Source organism: Haliscomenobacter sp. (genome assembly GCF_965225875.1).
Taxonomy (GTDB): Bacteria; Bacteroidota; Bacteroidia; order Chitinophagales; family Saprospiraceae; genus Haliscomenobacter.
In genome coordinates this window covers 1,202,008-1,216,044 of record NZ_CBDDBS010000002.1, presented here as the reverse complement: position 1 = coordinate 1,216,044, position 14,037 = coordinate 1,202,008, and the positions used below count along the sequence as shown (strand labels likewise).

17 protein-coding genes and 1 pseudogene are annotated in these 14,037 nt (G+C 44.6%); 14 read left to right on the top strand and 4 right to left on the bottom strand.

The genetic code is table 11. The annotated features are described in order from the left end of the window. Positions 1 to 180: 180 nt before the first annotated feature. Positions 181 to 705 (bottom strand): AAA family ATPase, encoded by a 525-nt coding sequence (locus tag ACO08K_RS07690; protein WP_421795810.1) that lies wholly within the window; start codon positions 703 to 705, stop codon positions 181 to 183. 190 nt (positions 706 to 895) lie between these two features. Here ACO08K_RS07690 and ACO08K_RS07685 point away from each other — a divergent pair, with 190 nt between their 5' ends. The 11 genes and pseudogenes from ACO08K_RS07685 (at position 896) to ACO08K_RS07635 (ending at position 6,573) form a co-directional block, all read left to right on the top strand. Then, entirely contained in the window at positions 896 to 1,498 is a 603-nt protein-coding gene (locus ACO08K_RS07685) for a hypothetical protein (protein ID WP_421795809.1), read from the top strand. Positions 1,499 to 1,508: 10 nt separating this feature from the next. Further along, positions 1,509 to 2,405: a GTPase Era gene (gene era / locus ACO08K_RS07680; RefSeq protein WP_421795808.1), complete on the top strand. Its 897-nt coding sequence runs from the start codon at positions 1,509 to 1,511 to the stop codon at positions 2,403 to 2,405. Positions 2,406 to 2,477: 72 nt separating this feature from the next. Beyond that, positions 2,478 to 2,879, top strand: coding sequence for a DM13 domain-containing protein (locus ACO08K_RS07675; RefSeq protein ID WP_421795807.1), 402 nt, complete (start codon positions 2,478 to 2,480; stop codon positions 2,877 to 2,879). Positions 2,880 to 3,008: 129 nt separating this feature from the next. Then, positions 3,009 to 3,500: an SRPBCC family protein gene (locus tag ACO08K_RS07670; RefSeq protein WP_421795806.1), complete on the top strand. Its 492-nt coding sequence runs from the start codon at positions 3,009 to 3,011 to the stop codon at positions 3,498 to 3,500. Between the two features lie 26 nt (positions 3,501 to 3,526). Next, positions 3,527 to 3,700, top strand: a complete 174-nt coding sequence (locus tag ACO08K_RS07665) for a hypothetical protein (protein WP_421795805.1) — start codon at positions 3,527 to 3,529, stop codon at positions 3,698 to 3,700. Positions 3,701 to 3,873: 173 nt separating this feature from the next. Further along, the gene (locus ACO08K_RS07660) at positions 3,874 to 4,305 is read left to right on the top strand and encodes a DUF4440 domain-containing protein (protein WP_421795804.1); all 432 of its coding nucleotides are present in this window, start codon (positions 3,874 to 3,876) and stop codon (positions 4,303 to 4,305) included. Positions 4,306 to 4,420: 115 nt separating this feature from the next. Continuing rightward, positions 4,421 to 5,002, top strand: a complete 582-nt coding sequence (locus ACO08K_RS07655; protein WP_421795803.1) for a hypothetical protein — start codon at positions 4,421 to 4,423, stop codon at positions 5,000 to 5,002. A 10-nt stretch (positions 5,003 to 5,012) separates the two neighbouring features. Next, the gene (locus ACO08K_RS07650) at positions 5,013 to 5,471 is read left to right on the top strand and encodes an SAM-dependent methyltransferase (protein WP_421795802.1); all 459 of its coding nucleotides are present in this window, start codon (positions 5,013 to 5,015) and stop codon (positions 5,469 to 5,471) included. Between the two features lie 336 nt (positions 5,472 to 5,807). Continuing rightward, positions 5,808 to 5,924: pseudogene (locus ACO08K_RS07645) on the top strand (element excision factor XisH family protein); the annotation flags it as partial. 28 nt (positions 5,925 to 5,952) lie between these two features. After that, positions 5,953 to 6,276, top strand: coding sequence for a XisI protein (locus tag ACO08K_RS07640; protein ID WP_421795801.1), 324 nt, complete (start codon positions 5,953 to 5,955; stop codon positions 6,274 to 6,276). Positions 6,277 to 6,294: 18 nt separating this feature from the next. Then, a complete protein-coding gene (locus tag ACO08K_RS07635) occupies positions 6,295 to 6,573 on the top strand; it encodes a hypothetical protein (RefSeq protein ID WP_421795800.1) in 279 nt (92 codons plus the stop codon). A 118-nt stretch (positions 6,574 to 6,691) separates the two neighbouring features. On the opposite strand, the gene ACO08K_RS07630 is transcribed toward ACO08K_RS07635, so the two are convergent. Next, positions 6,692 to 9,508: a gliding motility-associated C-terminal domain-containing protein gene (locus ACO08K_RS07630; protein WP_421795799.1), complete on the bottom strand. Its 2,817-nt coding sequence runs from the start codon at positions 9,506 to 9,508 to the stop codon at positions 6,692 to 6,694. Between the two features lie 288 nt (positions 9,509 to 9,796). Between ACO08K_RS07630 and ACO08K_RS07625 the strand changes: the two genes are divergently transcribed. Then, positions 9,797 to 10,333 (top strand): hypothetical protein, encoded by a 537-nt coding sequence (locus tag ACO08K_RS07625; protein WP_421795798.1) that lies wholly within the window; start codon positions 9,797 to 9,799, stop codon positions 10,331 to 10,333. 144 nt (positions 10,334 to 10,477) lie between these two features. On the opposite strand, the gene ACO08K_RS07620 is transcribed toward ACO08K_RS07625, so the two are convergent. Further along, positions 10,478 to 11,473, bottom strand: a complete 996-nt coding sequence (locus tag ACO08K_RS07620; RefSeq protein ID WP_421795797.1) for a polysaccharide deacetylase family protein — start codon at positions 11,471 to 11,473, stop codon at positions 10,478 to 10,480. 64 nt (positions 11,474 to 11,537) lie between these two features. On the opposite strand from ACO08K_RS07620, the gene ACO08K_RS07615 reads away from it, so the two are divergent. Beyond that, positions 11,538 to 12,344, top strand: coding sequence for a formyltransferase family protein (locus ACO08K_RS07615; RefSeq protein ID WP_421795796.1), 807 nt, complete (start codon positions 11,538 to 11,540; stop codon positions 12,342 to 12,344). A 3-nt stretch (positions 12,345 to 12,347) separates the two neighbouring features. Here the strand turns inward: ACO08K_RS07615 and ACO08K_RS07610 are convergent, their stop codons facing one another. Beyond that, entirely contained in the window at positions 12,348 to 13,361 is a 1,014-nt protein-coding gene (locus ACO08K_RS07610) for an MGH1-like glycoside hydrolase domain-containing protein (protein ID WP_421795794.1), read from the bottom strand. A 209-nt stretch (positions 13,362 to 13,570) separates the two neighbouring features. On the opposite strand from ACO08K_RS07610, the gene ACO08K_RS07605 reads away from it, so the two are divergent. After that, positions 13,571 to 14,020, top strand: a complete 450-nt coding sequence (locus tag ACO08K_RS07605; protein WP_421795793.1) for a DinB family protein — start codon at positions 13,571 to 13,573, stop codon at positions 14,018 to 14,020. Positions 14,021 to 14,037 lie beyond the last annotated feature (17 nt).

Below are 14,037 nucleotides of genomic sequence, written 5' to 3'. Positions count from 1 at the left end.
TCGTGTGGGTGTGATCGGGCAACCCTATGTGACTACCCTATGCCTGAGGTTTCAGAGCGCCAACCCACGGATTTATCCGTGGGAGGCCACCTCTCGCCCCAACCCACGAATTTATTCGTGGGTAAGACGTGGGTAGCGACCTGAAAGCCAACGATCGGCCGCAAAGCTAAGACTTTCCTCCTAACCTGCAAATCCTAAAAACCGATCTACACTAGAAACCGCCAAAGCCAGCCGTTGTTCGAACTCCAACCCACTTATTTCAAAAAAGTTGGCATTCATGTCCTCCAATGCCTTCAAATACCGCTGGTACAACTCATCCCGATTATTCGGGTTTTCGCGCAGTGGATCTGGTTCCCAGGGCAAATCAGGTTTGCACAACAAAAACAAATCGTAGGGATGCAAGTGCAATTGCCGTTCAATCCAGGGGTGGCATTCCTGAAAACGCACCTCCGACCAGATTTTGATCACCAACAAGTCCGTATCACAAATCAACAAACGTTTGGCATCACGCGCATAGGCGAGCTCCCAGCTGTACTGACCCTTGGCGATTTCGAGTAGGTCGGCTTCATCGTACCCAGGGCCATGTTTTTCAAGGTAAAGGCGTGAAAATTCAGGCACGTAGGCCGTTTTGTAATGGGCAGCAAGCGCTTTGGCCAAGGTGGTTTTGCCAGCTGATTCGGGACCAGTGATGCCTATTTTTAACATCGGTTTCGATTGTGAGAGACCAAGTTAAGAAGAAAAGTTGAGGAAGGTTGAGGGAAGTTGAGGGAGGTTTAGGCTACCACAGCGATTTTGACAATGTCCTTGTCTAAGCCACTGCGTTAGCCTAAACCTCCCTCAACTTTTTTCCCTCCTTATTCGTTTTGATCGTACATTTCAAAAAAAAATTACGACTGTGCAAGACATCGAACCATACTTCCGCTGGCGGGATGACTACGTGGCTGCTGAAGACGTCAATTCGCCCTTTTACGGACGCGAGTATAGTGAGTTTTATTACACCAATAAAATTTACAACTATTACATTCACCCTCAATGGGACACCATTGGCTCACTGACCCTGTACCTGAAAGTCTTGTACGCAGACTACGATGAGGGCTACGCCATCATCGAAATGATTGGTGAATGGAACGACTGCCTTTACGACGACAGCATCTACCTCAAACGGGAACTGGTGGATTACATGATCGAAAAAGGCATTTACCGCTACATTTTGATCTGCGAAAACGTGCTCAATTACCACAGTGGTGACAACGACTACTACGAAGAATGGTACGAAGACATCAAGGACGAAGACGGCTGGATTGTGGTCATCAACTCCCTTCAGCACGTTTATGAAGAAATGAAGGACAACAAACTCCAATATTACCTTAACTTTGGCCCCGAATTCAACAACATCAACTGGCGGCCTTACAAGCCCGGCGACATTTATTACATCCTGGATAAATTGGTCAACGGACGAATCAAGCAGCTGCCACAAGGGTGGGACCTTTTAGAATAGAAACAAATTTATGCACCGTTCCGGTTTTATCAATATCATTGGCCATCCCAATGTGGGCAAATCCACTTTGATGAACGCATTGGTGGGCGAACGTATGTCCATCATCACCAACAAGCCCCAAACGACACGCCATCGCATCATCGGTATTTTGAGTGGCGAGGATTTCCAAATGGTGCTTTCCGACACTCCTGGCGTAGTCGAAAAACCCGCCTACAAGATGCACCAGGCCATGAACTCCTTTGTGCAGTCTACCTTCGAGGATGCTGACCTCATGCTCTTGGTGACCGACGTGCTGGAAGAGTACAAGGCAGGTGATCAACTCCTGGAACAATTGCGCCGCCAGACCAGCATCCCTATGTTCGTCGTGCTCAACAAAATTGACCTGGTTGACGAAGAGAAACTGGAGCAGTTGAAAACATTTTGGGCCGAACAATTGCCGCAAGCCCAGGTGATTCCCATTTCGGCTTTGAAAAAAATCAGCACTGATTTGTTGCTGAGCACCTTAAAAGAAAACCTCCCCGAAGGCCCGGAATATTACCCCAAAGATCAACTGACCGACCGCCCAGAGCGCTTTTTTATGAGCGAAATCGTCCGGGAAAAAATCATGACCCTGTACCATCAGGAAATCCCTTATGCTACGCAGGTGATCATCGAGGAGTTTAAAGAAGACCAAACTGTGGGGGGCAAAGCGATAGCCCGGATTTCTGCCACCATCTTTGTAGAACGGGACACCCAAAAATCTATCTTGATTGGCAAAAATGGGGTGTCGATCAAAAAACTGGGCATGGAAGCCCGCCTGGATATGGAGAAGTTTTTGGAAAAAAAGGTCTTCCTGGAGCTCTTCGTCAAAGTGAAAGACAACTGGCGGAATGATGATTTTTTTCTGAAGCAGTTTGGGTATAAGTAAGCAAAATATGCTGAATGCTCAGGCGTTATAAACAAGACATTCAAACTCATAACTACTAACAACCATAATCCTATGTACAAGTTTCTATTCCTGGCGCTTGCCTTAAGCCTGAGTTTTGCTTGCGATAAAGCCAGCAGCGATGATGATGTCACACCCGGTGATACGGATGTAGTATTGTTTTCCGGTGCTTTTAAAAATGGTGCCCACGCCACTTCCGGCACGGCCAAACTAATCAAAGACAAAGACGGTAAGAAATTCCTGCTGCTCGAAAATTTCAAATCTGATCCAGGCCCAGATGTTCGCCTTTACCTCTCCAATGACTTGAAAGCTAGCGATTACACTGAAATCATCAAAACACCAGCCAATGGCAATTTACGCCTCGCAGTACCCAATACGACTAAGGATAGTCAGAAGTTCGTTTTGGTGTGGTGTGAGAAATTTACGGTGTTGTTTGGGTCGGCTGAGTTGAAGTGACTTCCTGAAAGTTTAGTACGTATGGTTTGTCTTTACCAAGCGGGCAGAATAAGTACGCATATTTCCGTTTTGGCAGTCAGGCTGTTACAACACAGTTAACGATAATTAAATCACAAAACAAGATGGCATATGTGGATTATTTTAGCTGTAATTATTTTAGTAGTCCTACTCCTAAGTAGAACAAGTTTTGAAATTCGTGATGAAATTGAAATCAACGCATCAGCCGACAAGGTTTGGGCGACAATTGTTGATTTTGAAAATTATAAAAATTGGAACTCACAATTAACATTTTTGGGTGGTACAGTACAACCCAACGGAAAACTTCATTTAAAACTCGCAGCGGCAGGCGCAGAACCATACGAGTTTAAACCTGACATTTCCTACTGGCAAGAGAAGAAACGATTTGCTTGGATTGCAAAAACTGGACTTCCCAGAATTTTTGATGGAGAACATTTCTTTGAACTAAAAGACATGGGAAACGGAAAAACATTACTTACGAATAGAGAAGAATATAGGGGGATTTTATCACAATTATTTAAACAACTTCCCATGATGAAAACAGCACCTGACGGATTCAAAAAGATGAACTTGGAACTCAAAAATTATATAGAAAGGCAGTAAAAATTACAGTTAATACACCGACAACAATGAGAAAGATAATTGCTTTATTTTTTGCCCTATTGAGCATAATGAGTTGTTCTTCTGTACAAGACGACGAAAAGCAAGAACACATTGACACCATATTCGACGAAATGGAACTTCAAGGAGTAGACATTAAAAAACCGCTGCTTTATGGTTACTACTTTTACGACATACTTTAAGGCTTGCTTCAATATTGACGCAACTTGTTACGACATTGAGGAGTATCAAAAGTCAATTGACCTACCAAAAAGCAGCAAAACTTGACCCCAAGGACCAACACTAGAAGCTATCCTAATATCCGTTTATAGAGTGGCAAGGTTTTGGAAAATCAACAAAGAACAAAATTGTAAAGATGGAATCAAGCAAAGAAACAATCAACATGGACAAATTGGAAATAGACAATGTTTCAAAGAGGTTCTTTGGATTATTCACCAACACCAACCAAACACAACCAGATCTGTCCGCAATCTATACAACGTGTATACCCGAATGTATCATTATTAAAAAAATGGAAGCTACAGAAATAATTTACACACTGGAAAGCTTTATTGCACCAAGGAAAACAATACTTTCTGATGGTACGCTTACCGAATTTGAAGAACATGAGATTGCCGGAGAAACCACAATAATTGGAAATATTGCCCAACGCTATTCTCGTTACCAAAAAAGTGGCTATTTAAACGGCAACTACTTTAAGGAATACGGCCATAAGTTTTTTCAATTTGTAAAAACCCAAAATGGTTGGAAAATAAATTCATTGATTTGGGAAGATGATAGACCTTGACGCGTAAAAAAGGCGACCAAGGGGGAAAATAGAATGAGTTAAATCGAAACTATTTGGAACACTCGTGTTCGTAGTATATCTTTATCAAGTAAGCCTAAAAAGTGCGCATATTCTCGTGTTAGCCATCATTGTAAACAGAACGCATAAAATGGAAATAGGAAGACGAAAAATGAAAGTTCATAAATCACTATATGAGCTATTTGGACGCGAAACAACTAGCCTTGACCTTCTTCTCATTCTATTTGGCTCAATTACCTTGACAATTGCCGCACAAATACTTTGTTTGGGCATTGAGCTGCCTTTAACAAAAAAAGTCCTGCTTGCGTTTTTAACTTTAGACATAGGTGGAGGAATTATTGCGAATTTTACAGATGGCACCAATAATTACTACGCAGAAAGTGTAAAAAGGCGATACCTGTTCATTGCCATTCATATTCTACAACCTTTGATTTTGAGTTGGATTTTTCCGAATGACTTTTACAGTATTTTCTCTTTGGCGATTTATGCTTTAGCTAGTTCATTTATCATAACTAGTATTAAGAAAACCGGAAATCAAAAAACTATAGCTGCAACTATGTTGTTAATTGGTGTTGTATTGATATTTTTATTTAATTTTTCGAGCCAAGCACTTCAATTGATTTTGCTTATTTATTCGGTAAAATTGATTTTAGCGTTTTCAGTAAATTGGACCAATTAAAATTAATACAATGGAAGTTGTTTTAAAACCGATAGCGACGGTGAAAAACTCAAGAAAAGAACCAATAGATGATTATTGGGAAACAATCATAGCTGATATTGAACTTGCAGACCATATCCCTACAGAAGCCTTCGCCAGTATTTCCGATTTCTCACATCTTGAAATTATTTACTATTTTGACAAAGTAAAGGAAGACGACATTGTTTTTTCAGGGCGGCCAAGAGGCAACCCAAACTATCCATTAGTTGGTATTTTTGGGCAACGCAAAAAAGATAGACCAAACCAAATTGGGCTTACAACAGTTGAACTATTAGAACATGACGGCAGAACATTAAAAGTGAAATTTCTTGACGCTATTGATGGAACTCCAATCTTAGACATCAAACCAGTTTTCAAAGAGTTTCAACCGAAAACAGAAATAAGGCAGCCTATTTGGGTAGCTGACTTAATGAAAAAATATTGGAAATAAAAATAACATTTCAGTCACATATGGGTAGTGGCTTTTCGGTAAGGGAGTTGGAGCGATACCGTCAGTTTTACCGAATCTTTCCAAATACGTCCGCACTGCGGACGCAATTCAGTTGGAATTGCTATCGGGTGTAAGAGAAACACGAACCTCAAGCATGTGATGGTGTGATATTAGCTGTTTTCGGTGCTGTTTGGGCGGCTGAGTTGAAGTAATTTAGTGATAAATATTTTGTTTTGTCATTGTTTTTTCTTGATTTAGAAATAAATTTGTTGAAAAAAATTGGCAAAGGACATTTATCATGATGTGGTACGGGAAGCCCTGGAAAAGGATGGTTGGATGATCACCCATGATAGCTTCCCATTTAAAGTGGGGGAGGTAGGTTTTTTTATTGACTTAGGCGCAGAAAAACTACTTGTCGCAGAAAAGGGCTATGAAAAGATTGCGGTAGAAGTCAAATCTTTCATTAAATCTTCTCCTTTAAATGCTTTTCATGAAGCCTTGGGGCAATTTGCAAGAATATGCGGCAACACCTTATGCCAATGCCCCTGGACTGGAGAAAATGCTGATTGTAGATCGGGAAAATGGTCATTTTCAATTGGTCAGCACCGGTTGGCAAAAAGGAGCTTTTTCTTTTGATGTACTCATGCACTTCGATGTTCGCAATGGGAAAATATGGGTGATGCAAAACTGGACAGAGGAGGAAGTGGCTGAAGAATTCGTAAGAAGAGGGGTGCCTGCACAGGATATTGTTTTGGGGTTTGTGCCGGAGGAGGGAAGGGTGTATTCGGGATTTGGAACAAATTAACCTACACGAAATATTGAAATGGAAACAATCATCATCTTATCCATTTTTGCATTATTTCTGTACCTCGGATATAAAGATGACTTTAAGCGCAATCCTGCTGGATTTTCAAGAGGGCTGTTTGGAACTATTCTAGCAATAACGTGCATGTTATTGGTCTTTTTTATTTTAATGCCTATTTTGAACCAGAAAAAAATGAGTGCCTTATTGGGGCTCCTTATCTTAATTCCTGCTTTGATAAAATGGTTAATGAAGAGAAAAGTGCTAACCGAAAAAAGCGACAAAACTGAAGAAGAATAACTCTTAAGAAAGCGCCCACTATGAATTAAACCCAGGAGTTGATTGAGTTTAAAGAAACTGTTATTATGTGTAATGATGCTCAGAATGGCTAACTTGACCATTCTGAGCATCATTACTTCTACTTCACCAACTGAATATACCCCTCCAGCGGCTTCTCCACTGGCACCACGCCATTCACCCGTTGTTCAAACACCTTGCACTTGTAGTAGTACACCCCGGCGGGGAGCGCATCACCTTGCAAGTTGGTACCATCCCAATTCAGGTTCGGATCGGCAGTTTTGAACACCAGTTGCCCCCAGCGGTTGAACACCTGGAAGTCGACTGAGGCAACAAAACAGAAGGGGAAGGGTGTGAACAAGTCGTTTTGATTGTCCCCATTTGGCGTGAAGGTATTCGGTAGGATGTAGCGAGGACAGTTGTCCACACAAATCAGGTTGCTGCGTGCACTTTCATTGCCCAACTGATCCACCGAGGTAACCGCGTAACAACCCGCAATGCCCAGTTCGGGGCGATGCGTGAATATCAAGGTATTCGGCGAAGTGACGGTACCCACCAAAGTATACGTACCTACAGTATCTCCATTGTTGAAATACACCTTGTAACCCGCTAGGTCGGTTGCTTCGGGGCAAGTCGTAGTCGGGCGATTCCAGGTGATGGTATTGACTTGTAGCTCACGATCAGCACAATCAGTCGGTTTGTCGCATATTGTAGCGACTTTGATTGTTGGTGGGCAGGGGGGTACATTGTCTTGTGGTCGGCCACATTGCTCTTGTGAATGATTGACCAGCGGGCTGACAATATCCACAATGCCGTAGGTACCCAAAGCCCGGATTTTGTAGCAATATTCGGTGCCATTGACCAGGTTGCGGTCGGTATACCGATTGGTAGTCACGGTCGCAATTGAATCAAAGGTGCCTGTGGCATTCTTTTTGAACACCACATAAGCATAATTGTCCCAGGGGGTATTTTCTTGCCAGCTCAAATTCAAGAGCTTATCTGAAGGACTGATTTGCAAGAATACTGTAGAGGCCAATGGGGTTACTCCCAATGGTTCCGTCGCGGATCGACCTGTATAAAAACGGATGCGGTAGCTGTAGGCTGTTGTGGCCGTACGCAAGTTTCGATCCAGGAAGCAAGTGTCGTTGGCACCTTTAAAGGTCGTGCTGGTGAAACGAGCTACGGATTGGAAGGCCGCATCCGCCGGGGTCAAACCTTCGGCGCGCATCACTTCATAACTATAGGGCCCTCGATTCACGAGGGTATCCAGATCATTGGGCTTAGGCTTGGTCCAGCAGACTTGTACACTACCCGTGGTTGCACTGGTGCTGACCACATCCGCTTTGATGATGATTGGCAGATTGCGGTTGAGCTGTACACAAGCCTCCTTGGAAGGCAAACTTTCCAAAAGGTTGTAGGCGTAACGTCCTCCCGGGGTCGTTTTGGCAAATTCGGCCAAAATCCGGTAACAGTAGGTCCGACCCGGTTCCACGTCATTGTCGCGGAAATGGTAACGCTTATTGAGGCTATCCACAATGGAAAATTCAGTTAGTTTTTCATACCCTCTGCCCTGCAAACCAGGCTGACAGGTATCGGGCTCAAAAGAGTTGCTGCCGATCCTTCGCCAGACTGTAAAGCCCTGGAAGTAATTTTCCGCTGCTTTGTCGCACACGTAGGGTTTTTGCCAACTCACATCAATAAATCCATTGCCCGGTGCCGCTCGCACATCCTCCGGAGGCGGCCCGACGACTTTTATTCGTACCGTTTTTAGGATAGACAAACCCGTGGAGTCTCGCGGGTAAAAGTCATCTACCGCTCGGAACACGACCGTGTAGAATTGGTCTGAAATGTGTTCGCAGCGCGTTTCCCAACGGAAGGTTTTTACCAATGGGTCATTTTGATAAGAATTGATGTTGGGCGTAAAGGTTGCGGGACTGATTTTTACTTCAAAAGGTCCCCCAAGCGCGCCCAATTTTACCTTTTGCCGGGTTTCTTCGATTGGGGCAGTTGCGGTTACTTTAAACTCAACGACCTGCCCCGCAATGACACAAATTTCATCAGGGGCTACAATTTTGGGAGGTTGGTTGTCACAACTCTGGATCAAAATCTGGATATCGCGCACAATGGTATCCAAGGGGTTACCGTCCCGGTACTCGATGATGATCATGGCCAGGTTGTATTCCCCCGCTCGTTGCGGCGCATCCCACACAATTTCCCCCGTTCGTTCATTGATGCTCAGGTTGTTTTTAGGCCCCGGACTGACCATATTGGGGAAGAGGTAATTGGGCACCTGTACTCCTCGATCCGAAAATGGGATGATCAGCTTGTACGCCAGACTATCCCCATCTGAGTCGTAGGCATTGGGGTTGTGGATAAAGGGTTTTCCTACACAACCAATGTCGATTGGAGGTTGCAGCAAAACCGGAGTATTGTTGCAGCCATCTACCTGTGGGTTGGGGAAAGTATAGGTGGTTTGGATGTGGAATTTGATTTGTTCCGAGTTCGGAAAATTGAGGTTGATGATGCCCCCGTTGCGGTTGGGGTCATTCATCGAAATGACATAAGTGCCCCGCGAAGGGTAGGTGTGAAAAGCGACGTAAACGTTTTTACGGGTATCGTTTTCCAGCAATTCCCCCTTCCCAATACCATTCACCCCGATCGGGCCATTGACCCGCAATACCTGTTGGCCACGAGCCCCAGGAGATTCATCCCCCCAAAAAATAGTTAAGGAGTCGCGATCTACCATAAAGCTACTCGCCTTGGTGTACGTAACGATGGTTGCTTTGACGGTCAAACTGGTTACGCAGTTGCCCACTTGTTCTATCGTGATTTCACCAGCCCGGTTGTGTGTAGCCATGGCCATTGGCAAAGCCAGAATGCCAAAAAGCAAGCTGAGGAAAGTCGTTTTCTCTGTAAAAATCTTGGTAAAAACCTTCATGTCTTGGTTGTTTAATCCCCGAGTAGTTGAGTGTGAATTCCCCCGTTTATTTACGTTCAACTACTTTAGTGCTAATGTAACAAAATTTAGAGAAAAGGGATTGTCTGGAAAGTTACAAAGTTCTAATCGGTCGCTGAGCGACGGTTACTGAGCGAAGTCGAAGTAAGTCGAAGCGAGCGATCCGAACCTTGTTAAACTCTCTTAACCCTCGTTAAACTTTTCATAATCCACTTTTACACATAGGTGACTTCCTGTAATTTCCGCATCACAAATCAAAAACACGTGATGATGAGAAATACCCTTATTGTGTTGCTGCTGTGGGCAGCGTTCAGCAGTTGTAGTCCAAGCCTGTCTTATTTTACCCAGGATTTGTACGACCGCAACCGTTGGACTGAATCAGAACTGAAAAAAATTCAATTTTATTTGTCCGACGATGTGTATTTGCGGCGGAAATTGGGCGAAAACTCTTCCGAAATTGTTGAAGGGAAAGTACGGATGATCAATGGGGAAAAAGTAGAAGAAATTTTTATCCCCCGCAGTACGCCCGGGGTGTTTACATTTAGCCCCAAAGCCAATCGTTTCGCCATTGCCTTTGAAAACGGCTCTGATCAACGTTTCCTCATGTTTGGCCCCAACCCCAAAGCCGGCGAACGTTATGTGTTGTTGGCCAAGGATTGGGAAAGAGCCTCAGGTAAGGTCACCTATGACGGCAAGGAATACGAAGTCAACTACGGTGCCGCTTTTGCCGGGCTAATGGTGGACCTGCGCCGCATCGATCGGCAGGATCGGAATAGCCGCACGGCGGAAGGGGTGCGGGTGAATTAAGTTGAGGGGTTGAGAAGTTGAGGAGTTGAGAAGTTGAGGAGTTGAGAAGTTGAGGCTACCGCGAGTGGCTTAGACAAGGACATTGTCAAAATCGCTCGCGGTAGCCTCAACTTCTCAACTCCTCAACTTCTCAACCCCTCAACGCTATTTCAGTTTTTTTCTCCGTTCCATCAACTCCCGCCACGTCGTCAAAACAATCCCTTCTTTTTGCAAATAAGCCTTCAATTCGGGAGATTGCATCGCCAGCAGATCGCTTTTGCGCACGTCACCTGAACCAGAAATGTGTTTAAAAATAGGGGAGGGGGCCGTACAATGCACGATTAGCATAGTCACCCCTGGTTTAAGCCGTTGGAAAGATTCGATGATCAATTTGGTTTTTAACTTTTGCATGGCTTGATCGCTCAATCCAGCTGGTATTTTCATGCCATAGGTTTCATTGTGCAAATCATCTAGTACGGGAAGCCCGTTGCTCCAGAGGTTTTTACCCGCATTGCGCAACAAACCCAGGGTAAAAGGATCCAGTTTATTCGTTTCGGCGATCATGCTACAGTGCCCGGCGGGCATCATTACCGGGATTCGTTCCTGAATGCCAACCTTGATGTAGCGCTGCAAAAAGGCAGGAGAGGCAAACAGCGTACCCATGTGTGAATCCATGTGGGTGGGTTCAAAACCCATTTGACGGGCCCGGGCGATTTGCGCTAAAATTTCCTTTTCAACTTCATCTGCTGAAGCATTTTTGACTACATCTTCCACTTCTGGCCAAAGGGCCCCCTCCGGATCAACCAAACCTGGCACGGTTGGTTTGCCACTCAAGGGCCCCCAGCGGTAATCATCCCATTCTGATGTCAGGGTGAGGTGCAGGCCAGCGTCAATTGTGGGATTTTTTTTGAGTTGGTGCACAAACCCCGGAACCCAGCCACATGGCATCATCACACTTACGGACGTAGCAACCCCTTTGGTCAGGGCCTGGAAAGCACCTTCGTTGGAGTCCCAGGACATCCCGGCATCGTCGACGTGCATGATGAGTACTTTGGAACCTTTGGGCCAGCCCAGACGCTCGGCGTAGGTGGTATCAATTTGAGCTGAGATTTTTTGATGGCTCAAAATAATCAGGCAGAGTAGGAAAAGAATGGATCTCATGTAGTGGAAGATTTTGATGCTCAAAAATATCAATTATAGGGTATATTTGGCCATAATCTCTACCATGCGCTTACTCTATTTTACCAATCGGGATCTGGCCAGTAATGTGATGCTCAATCACTTGTTGCCTTTGCTCCACCCCTACATTCAGCACATATTCATCTCGGATAAGGTTGGGAAAGCCAATCCGGATGCTCCCCAGGCACTCCAGGACCTGAAATTTTTTGAACAAATTTTGCCCAATGAATTTTTATTTCCCCAACTGGATGCCCAGGCCAGAGCGCATAAACCCCAATATCAGACTTTTGAAGCCTTGTCAGAACAATACGCTATCCCCATCACCTCTTTGAACGACATCAAATCGGAAGAAAGCCTGAACTTGATTCGTTCTTTACAGCCCGATTTGGTGCTGTCCATTCGGTATGGCCGCATTTTTGGAGATGCATTTGTCCAGATTCCCAAGCTTGGGGTAGTGAATTTTCATTCCGGGCGTTTGCCCAATTATCGAGGTGTACTGGCCGTTTTTCGGGCTTTGAAAAATGGCGACAAAACCATCAACGGCACTTTGCATTACATTGATGACAAAACCATTGATACGGGCGGCATAATCGGTTTCTCCCATTTGCCCGTCAACCCGGATCGTTCCCTGTTGTGGCATATTTTGCATTTGTATCCAGCGAGCGCAGCTTTTGTAGCCGATCAGGTAGTCTCTATTTTGCAAGGTGAAAAACCGAGTATCCTCGCTCAGGACGAAGCGGAATCGGCCTATTTCAGCTTTCCGAGTACCGAAGAAATTGCTGAATTTGAGGCAGCGGGGTGGAAAGTTGTGGATGCTACTGAGTACTCGGCCTTCATCCAGCATTATTTATAGGCATTACCAATTCTGTTCAAACCCTCGTTTTTCAGGAATACCATTCGCCAGGTCAAGCACCAGTGCGGCAGTGGCAGCGGAATTCCCTTGGCCTATTCCAATGTTGTCATAAGGATGCATCAAGGCTTGATACAAATTGTAAAAACCATAATTGCCAACCATTTGTAAACTGCTCTTACGCAGGTAACTGGCATTTTCTTTAAAACCATAACGCAGCAACCCTGCATAAATCATTCGATTCAAGAGCAAAGAGACCGTCTCCCCTGAACTGTCTTTAGTAGGTAATTGTATGGGCAATGCCCAATAAGTATCCTGAAAATATCTTTTAATCAAATTCCCGCACATTTCCTCCGCCAGTTCCTGATCGGGCACCCCAGCCCAGAGGGGAAGGTAATTGGCAAGGTTTGGAATGTTCAATTTCTGACCAGAAAGGAGATCAAAACCACAATAACTTTTTGATGCACCATCCCAAAGGTCTTCATTCAAACCAAATACAGTAAGCTCATGCCATTGGATTAAATCACTCAGATCACGCTGTAGTTGTTCGCCCATTTCGATCAAACACTCGTTGGCCCGGCAAAGTAAACCCAGAAAAGCAGGGTCCTGAATTTGAAAAGGAGCATCATGATTTTCAAAAAACTCAGGCATTACCGCCTCTTCCGCAAAGTGAATACAAGGTAGCCCCAGCTCTTGAGGATCGCGGTGCAAGTACCAATAATGGTGCGACTGCAGCAAAGCATCAAATAAGCCCTCAATACTGACCGTGGAAGGGTCTTTTTTCCAACAAGTCCAGGCCAAAATACTGTGAAAAGGTGGAGTGCAGCTTCGTGTAGCTTGCAACTGGGGGATGCAGCCCTGTTCCGTTTGTCGGCTCAATTCCTGCTCCAGCCAATGCCAGACTTTTCCTACATCGCTATGGGCATAACCCAAACCCAGGGCCAGTTGCTCCATCGTTGAAGCAGTATGTTGAAAGGCATCATCAGTTGAATGCAGAATGTGCAAGGCTGTTTGTGCCAAAGATGTTTTAGCTATCAATGTACTAGTGTTTCCAGTAGTGTTCAATTTTGGGCTGTAGATTCCCGGGAGGAGGGAATACAAAATTATACATTCTATACGGTTTTAGGGGTGTTTGAGTTTCAGTTTTTTAAAATCTATTTTTCATCTTTAGATTACCTATTCTTATCATACTCCTTTTGTATCTTTAGCACCAACTCATCTCTGCTGTTATGCATCGTCAAGAAATTATTGAATTACTGCGCCGTACGTTTGATGGTGCCGCCTGGCATGGGCCATCAGTTATGGAAATTCTGCGCAAAGTAACGAGCGATCAATTGGGTAACCAGATTGGCGATAGTCATACCCTGATAGAGCTGGTAGAACACATGACCGCCTGGCGTCGTTTTGCCATCGAAAAACTGCGGGGCAATACTACTTACGATGTAGATGACGCAGCCAATTTCCCCGTGGTTAGCCCCAATGAAGAAAGTTGGCTCATCACCCTCCAGCAATTTGAAGACAGCCAGTTGCAATTGCTCGAACAGTTGGAACAACTGGATGAATCCCGCCTGGAGCAAATCGTTGAAGGCCGAAGTTACTCCTATTCGGTATTGTTACATGGCTTGATCCACCACGATGTGTACCACTTGGGGCAGATTGTTTTGTTGCGAAAACAATAATCAATTCTTGATCGATT

Coding starts and splice junctions, on each gene's coding strand:
- ACO08K_RS07635 (WP_421795800.1), top strand. CDS start 6,295: ATGGAAACAATCATCATCTTATCCATTTTTGCATTATTTCTGTACCTC.
- ACO08K_RS07620 (WP_421795797.1), bottom strand. CDS start 11,473: ATGAGATCCATTCTTTTCCTACTCTGCCTGATTATTTTGAGCCATCAA.
- era (WP_421795808.1), top strand. CDS start 1,509: ATGCACCGTTCCGGTTTTATCAATATCATTGGCCATCCCAATGTGGGC.
- ACO08K_RS07670 (WP_421795806.1), top strand. CDS start 3,009: ATGTGGATTATTTTAGCTGTAATTATTTTAGTAGTCCTACTCCTAAGT.
- ACO08K_RS07690 (WP_421795810.1), bottom strand. CDS start 705: ATGTTAAAAATAGGCATCACTGGTCCCGAATCAGCTGGCAAAACCACC.
- ACO08K_RS07605 (WP_421795793.1), top strand. CDS start 13,571: ATGCATCGTCAAGAAATTATTGAATTACTGCGCCGTACGTTTGATGGT.
- ACO08K_RS07675 (WP_421795807.1), top strand. CDS start 2,478: ATGTACAAGTTTCTATTCCTGGCGCTTGCCTTAAGCCTGAGTTTTGCT.
- ACO08K_RS07640 (WP_421795801.1), top strand. CDS start 5,953: ATGCTTTTCATGAAGCCTTGGGGCAATTTGCAAGAATATGCGGCAACA.
- ACO08K_RS07650 (WP_421795802.1), top strand. CDS start 5,013: ATGGAAGTTGTTTTAAAACCGATAGCGACGGTGAAAAACTCAAGAAAA.
- ACO08K_RS07625 (WP_421795798.1), top strand. CDS start 9,797: ATGAGAAATACCCTTATTGTGTTGCTGCTGTGGGCAGCGTTCAGCAGT.
- ACO08K_RS07615 (WP_421795796.1), top strand. CDS start 11,538: ATGCGCTTACTCTATTTTACCAATCGGGATCTGGCCAGTAATGTGATG.
- ACO08K_RS07630 (WP_421795799.1), bottom strand. CDS start 9,508: ATGAAGGTTTTTACCAAGATTTTTACAGAGAAAACGACTTTCCTCAGC.
- ACO08K_RS07660 (WP_421795804.1), top strand. CDS start 3,874: ATGGAATCAAGCAAAGAAACAATCAACATGGACAAATTGGAAATAGAC.
- ACO08K_RS07665 (WP_421795805.1), top strand. CDS start 3,527: ATGAGAAAGATAATTGCTTTATTTTTTGCCCTATTGAGCATAATGAGT.